The following is a 16,571-nucleotide window of genomic DNA, read 5'->3' as shown; positions in this document are numbered from 1 at the left end:
AGAAAAACAATAGTTTGCTAGTAGATATAAAGAACCCGAGGATCAAATGTTACAAATGCATGAGGCCTTCAAGTACCTGTATTTGTGAAAGCATTAGTCCTTTACAAACTAAGACGCGTTTTATTATTCTTATGCATCCTAAGGAGCATAGGAAACAAAAAAATGGAACGGGGCATATGACTCAGCTTCAACTTGAAAACTCAGAAATCATAGTTGGCGTCGATTTTACGACTAATAAACGTGTAAATGAACTACTGGCTAATGAAGTAAATAATTCTTTCTTACTATATCCTGGAAAAGAAACCTTTAACCTATCTGTAAGAAAAAGTTCTGAAATGAATGCTTTTATGGGTAATCATCCTAATATCTTTATTCTTGATGGCACCTGGCCCTGTGCTCGTAAAATGCTTAAGCTTAGTAAGAACTTGCAAAAACTAAAAAGGGTGAGTTTTGATAATAAAATCAAATCAAAATTTATTATCAAGCAACAGCCACAATCTCTTTGCTTAAGTACTATTGAGTCTGTTTATACGGTATTAAATTTACTTAATGAAGGCGACTTAGAACAATGCGAGACAAAGGACTTTCTTATTCCTTTTGAAAAAATGATTGCGTATCAACTAGCGTATGTTTTAAACCCAGAGAGTAAGAACTACGGTGCTACTGCAAACGGAGAGATTTCTCCAAAGAACAATTACAAGAAGAATAAAGAAAGGACTGTTCTTTTTGAACCGCAACCAGTATAGTTACTCGATCAATAATTATAAAAATTGATTTGAGAAAATCGTACTTTTTCTCTTTGCTAGCTTAAGTATTAAAGCATTTATCTTGTTTGGAAAAAACAAATAGCTAGTACAAAAAACACCTCCCTATGAACATAAGGAGGTGTCAAATCAAACTATGAATGTCTATTTACTTTTTATAATTCTTTTTTAAGATCTTCAATAGTCTTTGCCATCACAACACCAGGTAGTTTTACTGGAGCAGCAACCTGTGCTAAGAATGTTCCTTTTACTTCGCCTGTCTTATAGGTTGTAAAACCAATACGGTATAAACCAACTGTTAATGCTTTGGTAGGACTTCCTATCTCACTTTTATATCTTAATAAAGAATTGTAGCTGCTTCCACTAGGTTGTTTAGGCATTTCACTACTATCATCATTACTTGCAAGTCTTGTCCAGGTAGCACTATTTGCCGCCTCTACAGATATATCTTCTTTTTTGAAAATAGTAGAACGCTCTAGAGTAATGTAGGTATCAAAGTAATCACTAGAAGATGCATTTTCTGTATAAGCTTCTGAGCTAATAGCTCCTTTTACTTTTGTTTTTGCAACTGGAGAAAGCATTCTTACACCAAGTTCTGGAGCCACAGCAGGAACCCATATATAGATATAGTGAAACTTTTTACCCTCTACGATTGCATCTTCATTACCTGCAGAAGCATACCCTAAATAAGATATTACATCAGTATAAGGCACTTTAAATGTTTTTGGACCCATTTTCTTCTCGATTGAGCTTCCAAATTTTTTCAACTTTTGTGCTTCTGCGTTAAAGACACAACAGAAGGTAAATACTGATAATGCAACTAATTTAATTTTCATGTTTTTCATTTTTATTATGGTTATTTATATTTAGACATTCTTTATTTTAATTCAAAAGAAACTGTGACAGCGTGACTTTGAAGTGTAGACGTACCGTAATTTTGTACGTACTGTTCATCTGTATTATTATCGACAATGGCCGTAATCTCTCCAATAGTTTTATTCATTTTTTTAGCAACAATGATTGCTTTTTCTCTTGCATCATCTATCGCTTTTTTTGTGAGACTAGCTAACTCTTCGTTTGTTAATTTACCCCCATTAATCACCGTATCTGCAATAGAGATCCCAGCTAATTTTACGTTTAAAATCTTCCTAACATCTTCCTTATTAGGTGTTTGAAAGTAATAATATTGAGTCTCTCTAGTTGCTGAATAAGATGCCGCAAACTCATAATAAGTGTTTCTATAAAACTGGTTAAAATCAATACCAACCTCGTTTAACTTATCTATGTAATTCTTTTTTACATCCTCTACAGATGATACTTCTACCTCTCCTTGTCCTTCAAAGACGAGTATTTGTTGTAAAGCGACTAAAATTGTATAACCGCTTTCTTCTACTATTTTTTCAGTTTCACCTGTTACGGTAATAGTATTAACGTGTTCTTGAGCTATTAATGGCAAAGCGAATAGCACTACCATTAAAAAAATGATTCTTTTCATAATTATATTGTTTAATATTTTTTTTTTAAAAGAATAAAATAGAAGCGACAATCATCCAGCCACCTACAAAGAGACCTACGACACCTAGTTTTCCTTGTATAGGAGCTAGCTTGTCTCTAAGCACCATTGCTTCTTCTCTAGCAGCATCGCTTTTTGATAATACATACTTATTGATCAGGCTGAATCCTAGCATAAACCCTAAGACAGATTGTATGATACTTCCTGCTAACAATGTTACCCACCAGATAGGGAATGCTGTAATCCAACCTAAGTTTAAAATAGAAGAGATAATACCCCATACACCGTAAAAACATAAAATGAGCCCTATCCAACCTTGGTAAGGTTCTATTTTTTCTAACAGCTCTTGTGCGTTAGGTTTTTTTGATAATATCAAAGAGGGTACTGCGATAATGCTTAATAAAATAAGGGTGATTCCGAAAGCCATAATTTTGTTTTTATTGATTAAAATTTAGTTGTTTTAAGAGTGGAAATATTTTTTGTTGTTTGGTTATACTTCTAAGCTGTTTCCCATTCTCTTGTGCAAATTTATAGCTGAAGTCTCCCCATTTTAACCCCGTTTTTAGTGAAAACGAATACCCTGTAAACAGGGTGTTTGAAAATATAATGTCTGATAATCAGAAACTTAATAATTGCTGTTACATTATTATTTTTAATAAATAACCATTAAATAAAACGAGAGGAAAGCTATTTATTAGGAAAGCAGAAAAACCTACCTGTGAGAAACAAGCAAAAAAAGAGCCCTATTATAAAATAGGGCTCTTGAATATAATGGATACGATCTAAGATGTACTAAGACGAGACATATCCTTTTTTTATGGCATATTTAGTAAGGCCTGCGAGATTTCTAACATTGAGTTTAATAATCAGGTTCTTTCTATAACTTTCTATAGTATGCTTGCTCAAAAACAACTTATCTGCAATCTCCTGGGTGGTAAATTCTTCGGCAATAAGCGAGATTACTTCTACTTCTCTTTTTGTTAGTTTAATCTCCTTTTCTTTATTCTTTTCAAATTTATTTTTGAGATAGATGTCTTTAATTTCTTTAGAGAAATACTTTTCTCCTCCCAATATAGCTTCTATGGCTTTTAAGAATTCTTCTTTTTGTGCATTTTTTTGAAGATAACCATCCACATTACTTTCAATAAGGTCATCAATGATTTGTGGTGAGTTGTGCATACTTACCACTAGTGTTTTGATATTTGGATCTGTTTTCTTGATCCATTTATTTAAGGCAATACCATCTATTTCTGGCATCGTTACGTCTGTAATTACAAGGTCTATCTTTTCATTAGGGTTTACCGAAATAAATTTTTGAACATGACCACCATGCTTTGCTGTAAATAGAATATTGTAGTTACTTTCTGTATTAAGAATACTCAATAAACCATCTAAAAACATTTTATGATCATCTGCTATAATAAGGTTGTGCTTCATAGGTTTATGCTTTTAATGGTATTTCAATATGAATATTAGTACCTCTATTATGTTTAGAATCTATATGCAATATGCCGTTATACGTTTCGATTCTATTCTTTATATTATTTAAGCCTATACCTGATGTCGTGATTGATACATCAAACCCTACACCATCATCTTCATACACAAAAAAGAGACTATCGTTTAAGAGGTCTAACTGTATATCGATGGTACTTGCCTTAGCATACTTAAGCGTATTTGTTGTTAGTTCTTGAAAGATGGAAAACAATTCGTTTTGTAAAATCTTATGTAGACTATTAATCTTCTCTTCGTCATAAAAAGACACATTTATACTTATCTCACTAGCTTCTTTTACAGTATGTATGTACTCTTTGATTAAGAAAACAAACTCATTTTCTCTAATCTTTTTTGGTAGCAAATTGTGTGAGATACTCCTCACCTGTTCATAGGTATCGTCTAGCTGGCTATATATTAATTTTAGTTTATCCGGATGATTAGAAAGCTGACTAAACTGTAGTTTTATGGCTGCCAAATTACCGCCAACGCTATCGTGCATTTCTTGAGCTATCTTTTTACGCTCTTGATCTTGACCTCTAATGGATGCTTTAATTAATTTTAATTCTTGATCTTTTTTTAATGAAGCTACTTGTTGTTCATTAATCTCTTTCTCTTTGATATTAAGCAAAGCTTGCGCTCGCAATTTTTGATAATAGATGATTAACAATCCAACTATTGGGATTAATAAAATAAAGAATGCAACAAGAACAATGTATTTAATGGTCTTTTCTCTATCTAGCTCTAAAGCCTTTAAGGCTTCTTTTTCTTTAAGTAATGCTATTTCATTTTTGCGTTTTTCAACACCATTTTGTAATTGTAATACTTGATTTTCATTCTGTTTGGCAATTATAGCTTTTTGAAGTTTATACTTCTCTATATCTGCATCTTTGTTCTTTATATTTAAACTCTTATTGAGATTTTCTATTTGTAATAATTTGATTGTTTTTTCTTTCTCTAGAGTTTTAAATTTAACTTCTAAACTATTGATTTCTTTTTCGGCTTGAGAATTTCTTATGGAATCTTTTATCTTAGTATAGTGTGCTCCATGATTATAAGCACTGCGATAATCCCCCTTTCTTACAGAGAGCTTTTCTAACATGCGATGACTATTCATCTCAATATCTAGGTTCCCAAGATTGATAGCTTTAACTAACGTATTAGAAAAAATTAATAACGCCTCACTATCTTGTTTATCATTATATAATATGTTTCCTATTTTACCAAGAAGAATGAGTTCTAGATCATAGTACCTACTCTCATTACTAATCTTTTTTGCTTCATAGTAAGCGGTAAGCGCTTTGTCTGTTTCTCCTCTATCAAAATAATTATCTCCTATATTAATAATAACATTAACTAAGGCATGATTTCTATAAGTGTCCTTCTCACAAATATCTCTTGCTTTCTGTAAATAAGCATTAGACTTTTCATATTTAGATAGTGATGAATATATAGAACCTAGATTTATATAACTGCCTAGTATGATTTCTTCATCACTAGAATACATTATACATTTATCAAAAAGAGCTAAAGCCTCTTCTGTTTTACCTAGTGTTACATATGTACTTGCCAGCCCGTGTAAATGCGTATAGTACAAGTTTGTTTCATTATGCTTCTCGCTTAGTTCTGCTCCTTTTATATGCCACTTTTTACTTTCTTGAAATAAGCCTTTCTTATTGTTATTTAATGCAAGTAATTGATATGACAATATGGTTAATCGCACTCCTAATGAATCTTCAGGGCTCTTTTTACTTCTAAGTGCTCTGTTTGTATAATAAATAGAAGAATCTACTGCGACGTATTTATTGTGGTAATACGCCAGTAATAAATTGGTGTTTGTTATCGCTTTAGTAGATTTAAAGGTTCTTAATGAATGATGGGCCTCTTGGTATGCTTTTTCTTCAAGACCATTATTGAAGTAATAAAAAAGCTCATCTACTTTTTCTTCTTCACTCTCAATAGTGGGTACTGTTATCTGTGCCATACCAGTGGCAGTATAACATACAAGGAGAAAACAGATAAAATATCGAGGCTTAAAAAGCATGCGCAAATGTAGGAATTGCTTTACTTGCATTCACCCCCGAAAACAGGGATAATTTTTTTATTTAACAAGAGAACCTATGTACTTTTTAAGAGCTATTTCGGGATGAATAATGTAACCCTTTAGAGAGGATAGATCATGTAACTAAAACCTACTTTTATTTAAAAACCTGATTTTTCAGTCTCAAGATAAGCCACTTTCAAGACAGTTGCATACTTGCAAATTCTCGGCCACGTATAGCTCCACTAGAAAATCAGAATCACCTCTAAAGTCCTTGAGACATCAAGGAATTAAAGCTCCTTGCAGCTTCCTCCCAATAACATCTCTTCATAAATGATGCAACACGTTTGTGATGAGATCCAAGTAACTAACACTTTGTGGTTTTTAATATTACGCTTTCGCGAAAGCGCACGACTCCAAGACAATTTTGAATATGGTACGAGCGGCGCACTACTCTAAAATTCATTGTATATTTAGTCCAAACAAACCAGACCGCAAACTAAAGGAAACTAGCAATCCCGATACTATCGGGAGCTGTAATAGCTTCATATAGTGGGCTATTTGCGACAATTCAAAAACAAAACTATGAAGAGAATTTTAGGAGGGACTTTTATTTTATTATTAATTAGTTGTAATACGATATCAAAAAAAGAAAAAGAACTTTTACAAATAGAATTGGAATTAACAAAACAAGAACAAAACTCAGATTCAAAAGAGATTACACTATCCAAAGAGAAAGAAGTTGAGAAAACTAATTTAGAAGCTGCATATAAAAAAGAGCCGGTCAAAAAACCAAGTAGTTATACTTTTGATAATTTTCACATTTCTGAAAACCGAGTTGGAATTTTCTCAAAAGGGATGACTATTTCTGATGTTTATAATACGATCCCAAAAGAACAGATTAAGAAAAAGACTGGGTACGGAGAATTTGCAGACGATACTTATGACGATTATGAAATTTATGACTCGAACGGAAAAATAATATTGATTTTAACGCCAAAACAAAACGGGAATACAAACTCAAAAATCAACCGAATTTCGATTTTAGATAAAAGGTTCAAAACGACTAGAAAAATTGGTTTGAATTCAACTTTTGGAGATTTACAAAAACATTATGTAACCAATAATATTTCTCCTGATATGGAACACATTGTTTTAGATGTTGAACATATCAATGCTTGGTTCAGCATTAAGAAAACAGAACTTCAAGATGGTTGGTGGAATGAAAAAGGAATTGATAGATCAAAAATTCCGAACACAGCAAAATTTGACGGGATTACAGTATGGTGGAATTAGGCACTGCTGCTGTCAAAGAATTCAGTTAGAGAACAAGCCTACTTCGGCTTCGTTCAGCACATGTTTTTAAGCTGATTTTAATCCTATAGTTTTCATCATAATGTCTTCCTGATCTTATGATGGTAAAGGCGTGTTTAAAGAACTTATTGACACTGTTAAGATTGCTGTTTTTTATCTTATTCATACTCATTACGCTTTCGCGAAAGCGCACGATTCCAAGACAATTTTGAATATGCTACGAGGGGCGCACTACTCTAAAATTCATTGTATATTTAGATCAAACAAATAAGACCGCAAACTAAAGGAAACTAGCAATCCCGATAGCCATCGGGAGCTGTAATCGCTTTATGAAGTGGGCTGCTATCTTCAATAACTCAAAAAAATGTATAAAGAACCTTGGGTTGGAAAAGCAATCGTCGCAGGTGGAATAATAATTTTATTGCTAGTCGCAGTAAATTATATAGTGGAGGACAGTTCTGACTTTGCTCTCTTAATTATTGGATTATCAATTGTTGTTATAGGTTTTTTCGTTAACTATTTGAAAAAGAGTAAAAAACAATAACTTAATAATTCTACGAACTTCAATACTTAACCCACGCAACTAACCATACACATAAACGTGGGCGTCTGGTTGCCAAAAGATATGTTTTTCATCTCAAGATAAGCCACATCCAAGGCTGTAAGATACTTGCAAATTCCCAACCTCATATAGCTCCACTTCAATATCAGAACACCTCTAAAGTACTTGAGATATTAAAGATTTGGGTATGGATCTAGTTAGAACAAACCCGTTAGGATTTTAAAGCTCTTGGTTTCATCCTGTCGGTGGCGAGCCACTTTTATGTATGAAAATGTAATACAATTGTGAGAGCATACGTAAGATGTACAAATAAGCAGATTCATAATTTTTTTGGAACAAAGAATTTATACCAAAAGATAAAAAAGTCATAGCATACAATTGCTCGATAAGCCGCTATCCCCTATTGTAACAAAGTTTATGGATACGTAAATAAAATTAACGTAAAAAAATGTATCCTTTTTAATATTTACTGGTCTCCTTAATGAACCTAAAAATGTGAATATTATGAATAAATGTAAATGCACTAATTGTAGCTGTACTAAATGTAATTGTGGTGATTGCTCTAGAAATAATTGCACTTGTCTAAAATGTGAATGTAACAATTGTACATGCTGTTAAGTTTTATTAAAGGTTAGTTTTAGGACTAACCTTTATATATTTTTATTTATGGAAACTCAAAATATTTGGAATACGTTTAATGACGAACTATACTTTTTTATTCTCAAAAAAGTAAAGGATAAGGATGCTACAAATGATATTTTTCAAAATACTTTTTTAAAAATTCACAAAAATCTATCCCAGCTTAAAGATCAAGACAAAGTAAAGGCTTGGGTTTTTCAGATCGCTCGTAACGAGATAAATAACCACTATAATAGCGAGTCAATTTATGTCGAGAAATTCGAAATCAACAAGGAAATCCCGACTCAAATCTACGATCATGTATGCTGCTTCGATACATTTATAAATGACTTACCTAAAATTTATAAGCAAGTAATTGAACTAATCTACATTAAAGGACTAAAGCAACTTAAGGTAGCAGAAGAACTAGGAATTAGTCTTGCTAATGTTAAAGTAAGAATCAAAAGAGCTAAGGAAATTTTAAAAACAAAATTCAGTGAATGTTGTAAATATGAATTCAATAAATCTGGCAAATTGATTGGCGAACCTAATTGCTCTGTTTGTAAGACGTATTAAGGAATACATTTGTACTTCATCTTCTTTTTCTGAGTACAGAACAAGATGTGCTTGAGCTTTTCAGAAAGAATCAATTCATATACTCTCAGTAAGTTCATTAGAAGCAATATGACTGTAGAACGGACGGCCCACGACTTCAAAATTCATTGTATATTTAGATCAAATAAACAAGACCGCATACTAAAGTATACTAGCAATCCCAATAGCTGTGGGGAGTTGTACTTGCTTTATGTAGTTGTATATTATAGATAACACCTTCCCGTTTTTATCTTATAAACTCAACCACTACTCTAATGACATTTCTCATATTATGAAGCAAAAACTACAACTGGAAATAAAAAAGGGGTATAACACCTTTTGAAAAGTAGTGAAAAACGAATTTACCAGAAGTTATTTCTATCTAACATTGTGAAAACAACGTATTATGAAAAAATTTCTAATAGTATTTCTAACCTTTTTTATCTGTTCTTCTTCATTTTCTCAGGTCAAGCCCTTAAAGAAGAAAGCAATTTTAAATAAAGCTGTACTTCAAAAAAACCCTCAAATAGTAAGGGCTGACACTTTAAGAAACTTGCAAGTAAAACCTGCTGTTCTAGAAATGGCTAAGCGTTTGATTGAGAAAAACATGATTTCGCCAAGCGCTGAGGAAGTCATTTACACCTCCTCTCCTACTTATAAATATTCACTTATGACAGGAAGTAAACTAGGAGGAACTAAAACAGTTATTCTTACTCTGGTTAAATTAAGTGACGATCCTAATTGGATTGCAGAGGATAATATCATCCTACAAGAGGAGATTGAATCTAACTTAAATAACACTACAACCAAAAATTTCAGTAATCTATCTCTTGAACTAAATAGTGCATACGCTTGGAATATTGAACTTAAAGGAGAGACACCTATTGAGGATGATATGGATTGGAATGTATTTTATTATTTCGAGAAAGGAACGATTATAAGTGATGAAGATCCACATGCCTGTAACACAAAGTTTATAGGTAATCCTTCATTTAAAGATAAATCCTACTGGAAAACAACAAATACCTCATTTACAACAAACACTAACACCAATACAGTTTCTAATGGGCATGATGATATGGGCTCGGGGTCAATTTTAAACCCAAATACTATAATTTATCAAAAATTACAAACCCCTCTTCGTAAGGATAAAAGTTACCAACTAAAATTTTCATTGAATCAAAAAAATGAAAAGTCGAAGTTTAAAATAAAAGCGATTGCCTTTAATGGCACTCTCAATAGTCTAACACCTACTTCTGATATTGCAATAATGACTGTAAGTGGTACAATACCATATAAGAATGATTGGAGTAAAGTAACACTATCTGCATGGGAAGCTCATAAGGACTTTGAAAGTATTGCATTGATTTTTATTCCAGAAAATAGAAAAGCAACAATAAATTTATTGCTAGACAGGGTTTGTCTAGATGAAGTTGAATCTGCTTGTGATCAAAATAATTTGACTTTTGGAATAGATAATCCTCAAGGAGATGATTCTATCACTGTAACTAATAATGAGTACTGGGCAGGTTCTGTTCAAGACCTATATCCAGACCAAGATACTTCTAACGCAGACTGGTATGCAAACATTGCAGGTGATGAATGTCAATCAATAGGAGGAGAAGATTCTGAGGATGATCAAGTAGTGCTAAATCTGCAAGAAGAACAAGAAATTGAAGAAGCAAATGAAGAATTAGAAACTATAGCTAAGGAATTGGAAAAATCAGCACCAAAAATGTTTGTTCCTTTGAGTACAATAACTCCTATCCAACAAAATGAAAAAGATGGAAAATGTTCAAAAAAAGATCGTGTTTTAGATAATAGTAAACCTTTTGGAGGAAGAGATATTATTTATATTCATGGACTTCAATTACAAGCGATATTAGGTAATTTAAAATCAACTCCAACATTTCAAGGAAAATGGCCAGAGAATAAAAATGCTTTCTATAAAGATGGAGGAAACTACGCTACAGGATCTTCTCAAGACGGAGAATATTATAATGAAGCAATGAAAGGTAAAGATGGTCATGCAGGGTATTGGGAAAATCACATTAAAAGAGGTTTAGGAAGTTTAACGTCACCCAGTAATTCATACCTAATTGCCACTTATTCTGCCAATCAAAGACTTGATGTATCAATTCATGCTGTGCTTACACAAATTAAAGAGGCAATGGAAGGTATTAACCCCAATTTACAACGATCTAAAAACGCTGTAAGTACTGGCGAGTGTTTTGGAAGTAATGGTATTGTAGTTATAACACATTCCACAGGTGGTCTGGTAGCCAGTACCATGTTTGGTATTGCAGAGCAATCTCACACAAATCAAAGGTTTAGAGACTACTATGGAGATGTTAGATTTATTACAGATAAAATTGATGCCCAAATAGGTTTTGATGCTGCTTATGGAGGAAGTAGGCTTGCCGAAATTGGAAAAAATGTACTTGCAAAAGTCACAAACAATACGCTTTTACTGCAATTTGCTACTCAATATTTTACATTGAATCAAGTCCAATTAAGTAATCATGTAGATATTGCCCATCTTAGACAATTAGATCCACATGGAACAATTTTAACTGATTTAACACCATCAGTTTCTGCAAATCTATGGAGACCTTATATGGCAAGCACAATTCCTACATTAACAATGACTGGTTCAACAATAGGAAACCCTCATAGTAGTACAGTAGCTAATCCAATGATGACAAAAGCTGGCAACTATTTAATAAAAGGATATGATGATGGAGTTCTTTCTCCAGTAAGTCAAGCAAATAGTAGAAATGATTTCTCACGCTTTAGAGTAAAAAACAGAGGTAAACTAGTTGATAAAGGACACCGAGATAATAAAAAAGACGGCGTTATTCATGCAAGTAAACAAGGTCAGCATTCTAATGTAGGAACTAGAAATTACTACAACACTCCCTATCTATCACCTACCGGGATGTTGCAAGGAAATAGTGTTGCTAGCATAATAGACCCTACAAATAACCATGTACCAAATCATCATACAGTTTTACAAACCTCTGGAGACCATTATGACAATGTAGATTTAGTAAATAGGTATTCTCATTATTCTTATTTGAAAACAAAAGGCTCAGGATCAGAAGGACCTATTATAAACAATGAAGAAACAGGTATTGTTTTTAATCCAGCATTATATTCAACTAGCTTATTAAATCGTGATTTTTCAGGTTTAAACCAAGAGTTAATAAGAAATGAAAAATGGGGATTTCACGCACCAAAAATCAGCATGGTCCGTAAATGTATTCGTCTTTTTAGAAAAGAACGCTGTATTAAACTTCCTAAAATATCATGGCATTATTACGAATACATAAAATGGCAACGTAAATACCATTTATTAAAAGATTATGAGACTAAACTAGGTATGGATTATATGTATGAATATATTTTGAGATAATAGAATACAAACGCATAACCTATTAAATTAAAAATAGCAGTTGAGAGCTAAACTTAAAGTTTATTTCTCGTCTGCTATTTTATTTTTAATGAAAAATGCTCGCATACAAACCCGCAACTATTCTTAGACATAAACGAGGCGAACGATTACCCAAGGACATGTTTTTCATCTCAAGATAAGCCACATTTGTGATGAAACTCAATTAGCCACACTTTGTTGTTTTTTAATGTTACGCTTTCGTGAAAGCGCACCACTCTAAGATAACTTTGAATATGCTACGCGCGCCCCACACAACTCCAAAATTCATTGTATATTTAGATCAAACATACAGCACCATAAATTAAGGCAAATCAACAATCCCGATAGCTATCGGGAGTTGTAATCGCTTTATGTAGTGGCCTGTCAGAGCAAATAATGAAAGAGCTTTCTCCAAATAATAAATGGCTAAAATCAACAATGCCGATTTTATTGACCGGAATTGGAATAATTTTATCTATTATTCTCTTAAAACATAATTTACTCTGGCTAATCTCAGGAATTATATTAATTGGCGGAATCGGAGTTTTAAATGTTCTTCGAATTTACAACCGAACTGAAAATATCTTTTATGATTCTAATTTTCTATATCTGAAAAATAAAACAGGAACGCGAAAAATTGAATTGAATAAAATAAGACGTGTAAAATTGACTATGTCAGACCAAAAAATATTGGGTTTTCAATATTACAAATACAGAATTGAATTCATTAGCGGAATGAAAATGCTTGATTCTGTTACTTTTTGGACAGGTTTTGGAAATTCTAAAATCTGGAATTTTGAAAAACATCTGAATTATTATTCTCCAAAAACTAAAATTGAACACTACGCAAGTACATTTAATGAATAAATCGCTTGCTCTGTCACGATATATGTGATCATAGCTGTTTAGTGCTAAATCGAAAGGTCTTTGTATATTTAGGAAGCGCAATGCTTGCAAAAGGAAAATATAGCAACCAATGCGCAGAAAACGTCGACAGTTAGGCAACATTTGCCACAGCTACAACACATATATTAAACGTGGACGGCTGATTGCCAAAGGACATGTTTTTCATCTCAAGACAAGCCACATCAAAGGCAGTTGCATACTTGTAAATTCCCGCCGTCGTATGGCTCCACTTCAAAATCAGAATACCTCCAAAAGCGTTGAAATATTTAAGAGTTGGGTATAGATCGAGTTAGAGTTAATCCGCTAGGATTTTAAAGCTCTTGGTGTCTTTCTATTGATTATCGGTTATGGATTGGCTAAACGGTTCTTTGATGCCTTCCTCTCGTTCGTCCCTCACTCGTCGGATACAAGAACTATAGCATAAAGCGAATGTTGTGCCTTATTATAAATCTCATCCAGCATCATTCTCTCAGTCGCTAACTCCTTCGTCGATGATGAGATATGTAAGTTTGAAAGCTCTATGCGCGCCCCACAACTCTAAAATTCATTGTATATTTATTCCAAACAAACAAGACCATTAAGTAGAGCAAATCAGCAATCCCAATAACTATCGGGAGCCGCACTCGCTTTATGCAGTGGCCTGTTGGTAAACATTTGATGAAAAACCTGAACTACATATTAATTTTATTTTTGATTTTAAGTTCTTGCTCTAAATTGGACAAAAAAAAGCCTCTGTATGAGTTATATTCACAGGATTTTAAAAAGTTGCGAGTTGATAACGAAATTCGTATTGTTGATTTAGATTCTGTTTCAAACTTCTCTGAATTAAGAAAAAAAATGGGCCAATTGACTTGCGAAGGAAGATTGCCAGGATTGAGATTTAAATCGAATGACACTATTTATCATTTAACTGGTTATGCCGACTGTCCAACTTCAGCCGAAATAAGTTGCTATTTTAGACGGAATTTACTGTTTGTCCGAAATGATTCCTTAGTTATCAAATTTGGAAAAAACAAAAAGAAAGAACCGATTGGATATTTAAAAACGGAATTGAATGAAATAATGTCAAAAACATATACTTTTCAGCGTAACGAGAACAAATTAAAACCAGCCTTAATTCACTTTTATGTTGACGATAAATATCCAATTTCGACAACTAAAAGAGCTTTAAAAGAAATAGTAAAACAGTTTACAAAAATTAATACAGAAAACAGTTCTGATTATTTTAAGTATAATATTCTTTTTGAAGGATATGATATTTCAAATATTCCTCCTCCTCCTCCATCATCAACACCGAATTAGTTTGATATTGATAAATAAGTCACTGAATATAACAAAGAACTGAGTTAAAAATCAAGCCTACTCCGGCTGCGCTCAGCACAAGCTTTTAAGCTAATTTCAATCTATAATTCTCATCGTAGGGCCTTCCTATTTTATAATGGCAAAGGCTCGTTTACCTATACTTACTCTCTTCTCTTACTTACATTACTCTTTCAAAAAGGCTATATGAAAGTAGGAACCATGGAAATGCTACGCGCAGCACACAACTCCAAAATTCATTGTATATTTAGATCGAACAAACAGCACCATAAATTAAGGCAAACCAGCAATCCTGATAGCTATCGAGAGTCGTAATCGTTTTATGCGTTGGCCTGTTAACCAACTTTTGAGCAAAAAACAGACTATGAGATTAACATTTTTATTTATCCTATTTACTTGTTTGTCTTTCGGACAAGAAAAACCAATAGTTTTCTACAATGAAAGCGGAGAGAAAATAGATAAACAGAAATTCATTGTGAACAAAGATTATAGTAAAAATTTGGACTTATATTTTGAGAACGATACAATTCAAATAGCTTTATTAGTAACTCGAAAAAAATTCGGGCAACTTGACAAAAATACTTTTGAAAATTTGAAATCATACTTAACAGAATTGACTGATAAGCAAATTGACTCGACTCAAAATATTGTAATTAATTACTTAACAGGACTTCCAAAAAAAGATAAAAATACTTCCTCAAAATGAGCATGGAATATTTTTGATAGAAATTACACAAAAAAACTGCATAAAATCGCAAATATTAATCAATTCTGGATAAACTCAACTGAATGCGATAATCTCGAATACAATCATTCTAAAAAAATAAATTGGATAGCTGATAAAGATAATTTATTTTCCAAGCTATTTTTCCCTTATAAGGTTCGATATGGAAATTATATTCTGATTAAACCAGATGGAAAATATTATTATTATTTAGGAGAACATAGCAAATATCAAATTTGGGAAAATGCCAAAAAGTATTTTAAATAAAAACGATTTGCCAGCAAAAAACTGAGTTAAAAAACAAGCTTACTTCGGCTATGCTCAGCGATAGCTTTTAAGCCAATTTTGATCTATAGTTTTCATCATAGGGACTACCTAATTCTATAATAGCAAAAGCTTGTTTACCTATACTTACTCTCTTCTCTTATCTGCATTACGCTTTTAAGAAACCCTATCTAAAAGTAAAAATCGTGGAAATACTGAACCCGGCACACAACTCATAAATTCATTGTATATTTAGATCAAACAATCAATACCGCAGACTAAAGCAAACAGCAATCCCGATAGCTATCGGGAGCCGCACTCGCTTTATGCAGTGGCCTGTTGTGCGTCATTTAAGAAAAACCGTGAGATACAAGAAAATAAGAGGATTAAAACGAAAGGTTGCTAATATTCAAAATTGGATAAATGAATATTTGGAACTAAATGTTGAGCACTTGAATGAATATAAATACGAATACACAAAAGTTTATGTTGACCCTTGGGACAATCTGACTTTGACCAACAGTCAGATTCCTGAACCGAAAGGAAAAGCGAAAAAAGATATTCTAAACGGACTTGAAAAAATCTATGACAGTTAGAAAACTGAATTGGATAAATTAAACAAACCCTATTATTTAAAAATATGGTTGTACGAACCAAGGATTTCTAAATCTCAAGTCGTTTGCGCAATTGACGAAAAGATTGAGTATTACGAAAACATATTTGAGAAAGCGGATTTTAAACCGAATGACTCGCCATTTACCAATCAATTGAGTGTTGAATTTAAATGGCAACCGAATATTGACGAAGAACCCTACTGGAAAAGTGATTTACTTTGGCCAATTGACCAATACGAAAGAATAGAAGACTGTTATTCGGACAGAAGACTTTTGAAAAAATTGAAAAAAGGAAATTTTAAGAATAAAGAAATTGACAGTCCAAATGGAGATAAAGACACTATTTATTTCTTACCAAAAGGAAAAATTTGGGTTGGAAAAAAATAAAAAACGAACGCACAACAAAGAAC

At 32.6% G+C, this 16,571-nt stretch carries 16 protein-coding genes; 10 read left to right on the top strand and 6 right to left on the bottom strand.

The window, feature by feature from the left end:
* The first annotated feature begins 14 nt into the window (after positions 1-14).
* Positions 15-746: a tRNA-uridine aminocarboxypropyltransferase gene (locus ACJJVU_RS07360; RefSeq protein WP_405223787.1), complete on the top strand. Its 732-nt coding sequence runs from the start codon at positions 15-17 to the stop codon at positions 744-746.
* Positions 747-919: 173 nt separating this feature from the next.
* On the opposite strand, the gene ACJJVU_RS07355 is transcribed toward ACJJVU_RS07360, so the two are convergent.
* The 5 genes from ACJJVU_RS07355 to ACJJVU_RS07335 form a co-directional block, all read right to left on the bottom strand.
* A complete protein-coding gene (locus tag ACJJVU_RS07355) occupies positions 920-1,600 on the bottom strand; it encodes a Lipl32 family lipoprotein (RefSeq protein WP_339848737.1) in 681 nt (226 codons plus the stop codon).
* Between the two features lie 41 nt (positions 1,601-1,641).
* Complete coding sequence (locus ACJJVU_RS07350; protein ID WP_405223785.1) at positions 1,642-2,259, bottom strand: hypothetical protein; 618 nt, start codon at positions 2,257-2,259, stop codon at positions 1,642-1,644.
* 25 nt (positions 2,260-2,284) lie between these two features.
* Positions 2,285-2,704 (bottom strand): hypothetical protein, encoded by a 420-nt coding sequence (locus ACJJVU_RS07345; RefSeq protein ID WP_339848733.1) that lies wholly within the window; start codon positions 2,702-2,704, stop codon positions 2,285-2,287.
* A gap of 365 nt (positions 2,705-3,069) precedes the next feature.
* The gene (locus ACJJVU_RS07340; protein ID WP_339848731.1) at positions 3,070-3,714 is read right to left on the bottom strand and encodes a response regulator transcription factor; all 645 of its coding nucleotides are present in this window, start codon (positions 3,712-3,714) and stop codon (positions 3,070-3,072) included.
* Positions 3,715-3,718: 4 nt separating this feature from the next.
* Positions 3,719-5,755, bottom strand: a complete 2,037-nt coding sequence (locus ACJJVU_RS07335) for a tetratricopeptide repeat protein (RefSeq protein ID WP_405223783.1) — start codon at positions 5,753-5,755, stop codon at positions 3,719-3,721.
* Between the two features lie 642 nt (positions 5,756-6,397).
* On the opposite strand from ACJJVU_RS07335, the gene ACJJVU_RS07330 reads away from it, so the two are divergent.
* The 5 genes from ACJJVU_RS07330 to ACJJVU_RS07310 all read left to right on the top strand — a co-directional run bounded on the left by ACJJVU_RS07330 (position 6,398) and on the right by ACJJVU_RS07310 (position 13,200).
* Complete coding sequence (locus tag ACJJVU_RS07330; RefSeq protein WP_405223781.1) at positions 6,398-7,108, top strand: hypothetical protein; 711 nt, start codon at positions 6,398-6,400, stop codon at positions 7,106-7,108.
* A gap of 382 nt (positions 7,109-7,490) precedes the next feature.
* Entirely contained in the window at positions 7,491-7,670 is a 180-nt protein-coding gene (locus tag ACJJVU_RS07325) for a hypothetical protein (RefSeq protein ID WP_405223779.1), read from the top strand.
* A gap of 684 nt (positions 7,671-8,354) precedes the next feature.
* Positions 8,355-8,882: a sigma-70 family RNA polymerase sigma factor gene (locus ACJJVU_RS07320; RefSeq protein WP_405223777.1), complete on the top strand. Its 528-nt coding sequence runs from the start codon at positions 8,355-8,357 to the stop codon at positions 8,880-8,882.
* A gap of 424 nt (positions 8,883-9,306) precedes the next feature.
* Positions 9,307-12,315, top strand: a complete 3,009-nt coding sequence (locus tag ACJJVU_RS07315) for a hypothetical protein (protein ID WP_405223775.1) — start codon at positions 9,307-9,309, stop codon at positions 12,313-12,315.
* A 414-nt stretch (positions 12,316-12,729) separates the two neighbouring features.
* Positions 12,730-13,200, top strand: coding sequence for a hypothetical protein (locus tag ACJJVU_RS07310; RefSeq protein WP_405223773.1), 471 nt, complete (start codon positions 12,730-12,732; stop codon positions 13,198-13,200).
* Positions 13,201-13,330: 130 nt separating this feature from the next.
* Here ACJJVU_RS07310 and ACJJVU_RS07305 read toward each other — a convergent pair whose 3' ends face one another.
* Positions 13,331-13,474 (bottom strand): hypothetical protein, encoded by a 144-nt coding sequence (locus tag ACJJVU_RS07305; RefSeq protein ID WP_405223771.1) that lies wholly within the window; start codon positions 13,472-13,474, stop codon positions 13,331-13,333.
* A gap of 395 nt (positions 13,475-13,869) precedes the next feature.
* On the opposite strand from ACJJVU_RS07305, the gene ACJJVU_RS07300 reads away from it, so the two are divergent.
* From ACJJVU_RS07300 to ACJJVU_RS07285, 4 genes are all read left to right on the top strand, one after another.
* A complete protein-coding gene (locus ACJJVU_RS07300; protein ID WP_405223769.1) occupies positions 13,870-14,541 on the top strand; it encodes a hypothetical protein in 672 nt (223 codons plus the stop codon).
* Between the two features lie 382 nt (positions 14,542-14,923).
* On the top strand, positions 14,924-15,265 hold the full coding sequence (locus tag ACJJVU_RS07295) for a hypothetical protein (RefSeq protein ID WP_405223767.1): 342 nt from the start codon (positions 14,924-14,926) through the stop codon (positions 15,263-15,265).
* Between the two features lie 608 nt (positions 15,266-15,873).
* Entirely contained in the window at positions 15,874-16,143 is a 270-nt protein-coding gene (locus ACJJVU_RS07290) for a hypothetical protein (protein WP_405223765.1), read from the top strand.
* Positions 16,144-16,152: 9 nt separating this feature from the next.
* The gene (locus ACJJVU_RS07285) at positions 16,153-16,548 is read left to right on the top strand and encodes a hypothetical protein (protein WP_405223763.1); all 396 of its coding nucleotides are present in this window, start codon (positions 16,153-16,155) and stop codon (positions 16,546-16,548) included.
* Positions 16,549-16,571: the final 23 nt, after the last annotated feature.

The sequence above is a fragment of the Dokdonia sp. Asnod1-B02 genome (assembly GCF_045063955.1).
GTDB lineage: Bacteria > Bacteroidota > Bacteroidia > Flavobacteriales > Flavobacteriaceae > Dokdonia.
The sequence above is the reverse complement of the archived record's forward strand: the minus strand, read 5'-3'. Positions and strand labels throughout refer to the sequence as shown.

Coding starts and splice junctions, on each gene's coding strand:
- ACJJVU_RS07355 (WP_339848737.1), bottom strand. CDS start 1,600: ATGAAAATTAAATTAGTTGCATTATCAGTATTTACCTTCTGTTGTGTC.
- ACJJVU_RS07350 (WP_405223785.1), bottom strand. CDS start 2,259: ATGAAAAGAATCATTTTTTTAATGGTAGTGCTATTCGCTTTGCCATTA.
- ACJJVU_RS07345 (WP_339848733.1), bottom strand. CDS start 2,704: ATGGCTTTCGGAATCACCCTTATTTTATTAAGCATTATCGCAGTACCC.
- ACJJVU_RS07340 (WP_339848731.1), bottom strand. CDS start 3,714: ATGAAGCACAACCTTATTATAGCAGATGATCATAAAATGTTTTTAGAT.
- ACJJVU_RS07335 (WP_405223783.1), bottom strand. CDS start 5,755: ATGGCACAGATAACAGTACCCACTATTGAGAGTGAAGAAGAAAAAGTA.
- ACJJVU_RS07330 (WP_405223781.1), top strand. CDS start 6,398: ATGAAGAGAATTTTAGGAGGGACTTTTATTTTATTATTAATTAGTTGT.
- ACJJVU_RS07325 (WP_405223779.1), top strand. CDS start 7,491: ATGTATAAAGAACCTTGGGTTGGAAAAGCAATCGTCGCAGGTGGAATA.
- ACJJVU_RS07320 (WP_405223777.1), top strand. CDS start 8,355: ATGGAAACTCAAAATATTTGGAATACGTTTAATGACGAACTATACTTT.
- ACJJVU_RS07315 (WP_405223775.1), top strand. CDS start 9,307: ATGAAAAAATTTCTAATAGTATTTCTAACCTTTTTTATCTGTTCTTCT.
- ACJJVU_RS07310 (WP_405223773.1), top strand. CDS start 12,730: ATGAAAGAGCTTTCTCCAAATAATAAATGGCTAAAATCAACAATGCCG.
- ACJJVU_RS07300 (WP_405223769.1), top strand. CDS start 13,870: ATGCAGTGGCCTGTTGGTAAACATTTGATGAAAAACCTGAACTACATA.
- ACJJVU_RS07295 (WP_405223767.1), top strand. CDS start 14,924: ATGAGATTAACATTTTTATTTATCCTATTTACTTGTTTGTCTTTCGGA.
- ACJJVU_RS07290 (WP_405223765.1), top strand. CDS start 15,874: ATGCAGTGGCCTGTTGTGCGTCATTTAAGAAAAACCGTGAGATACAAG.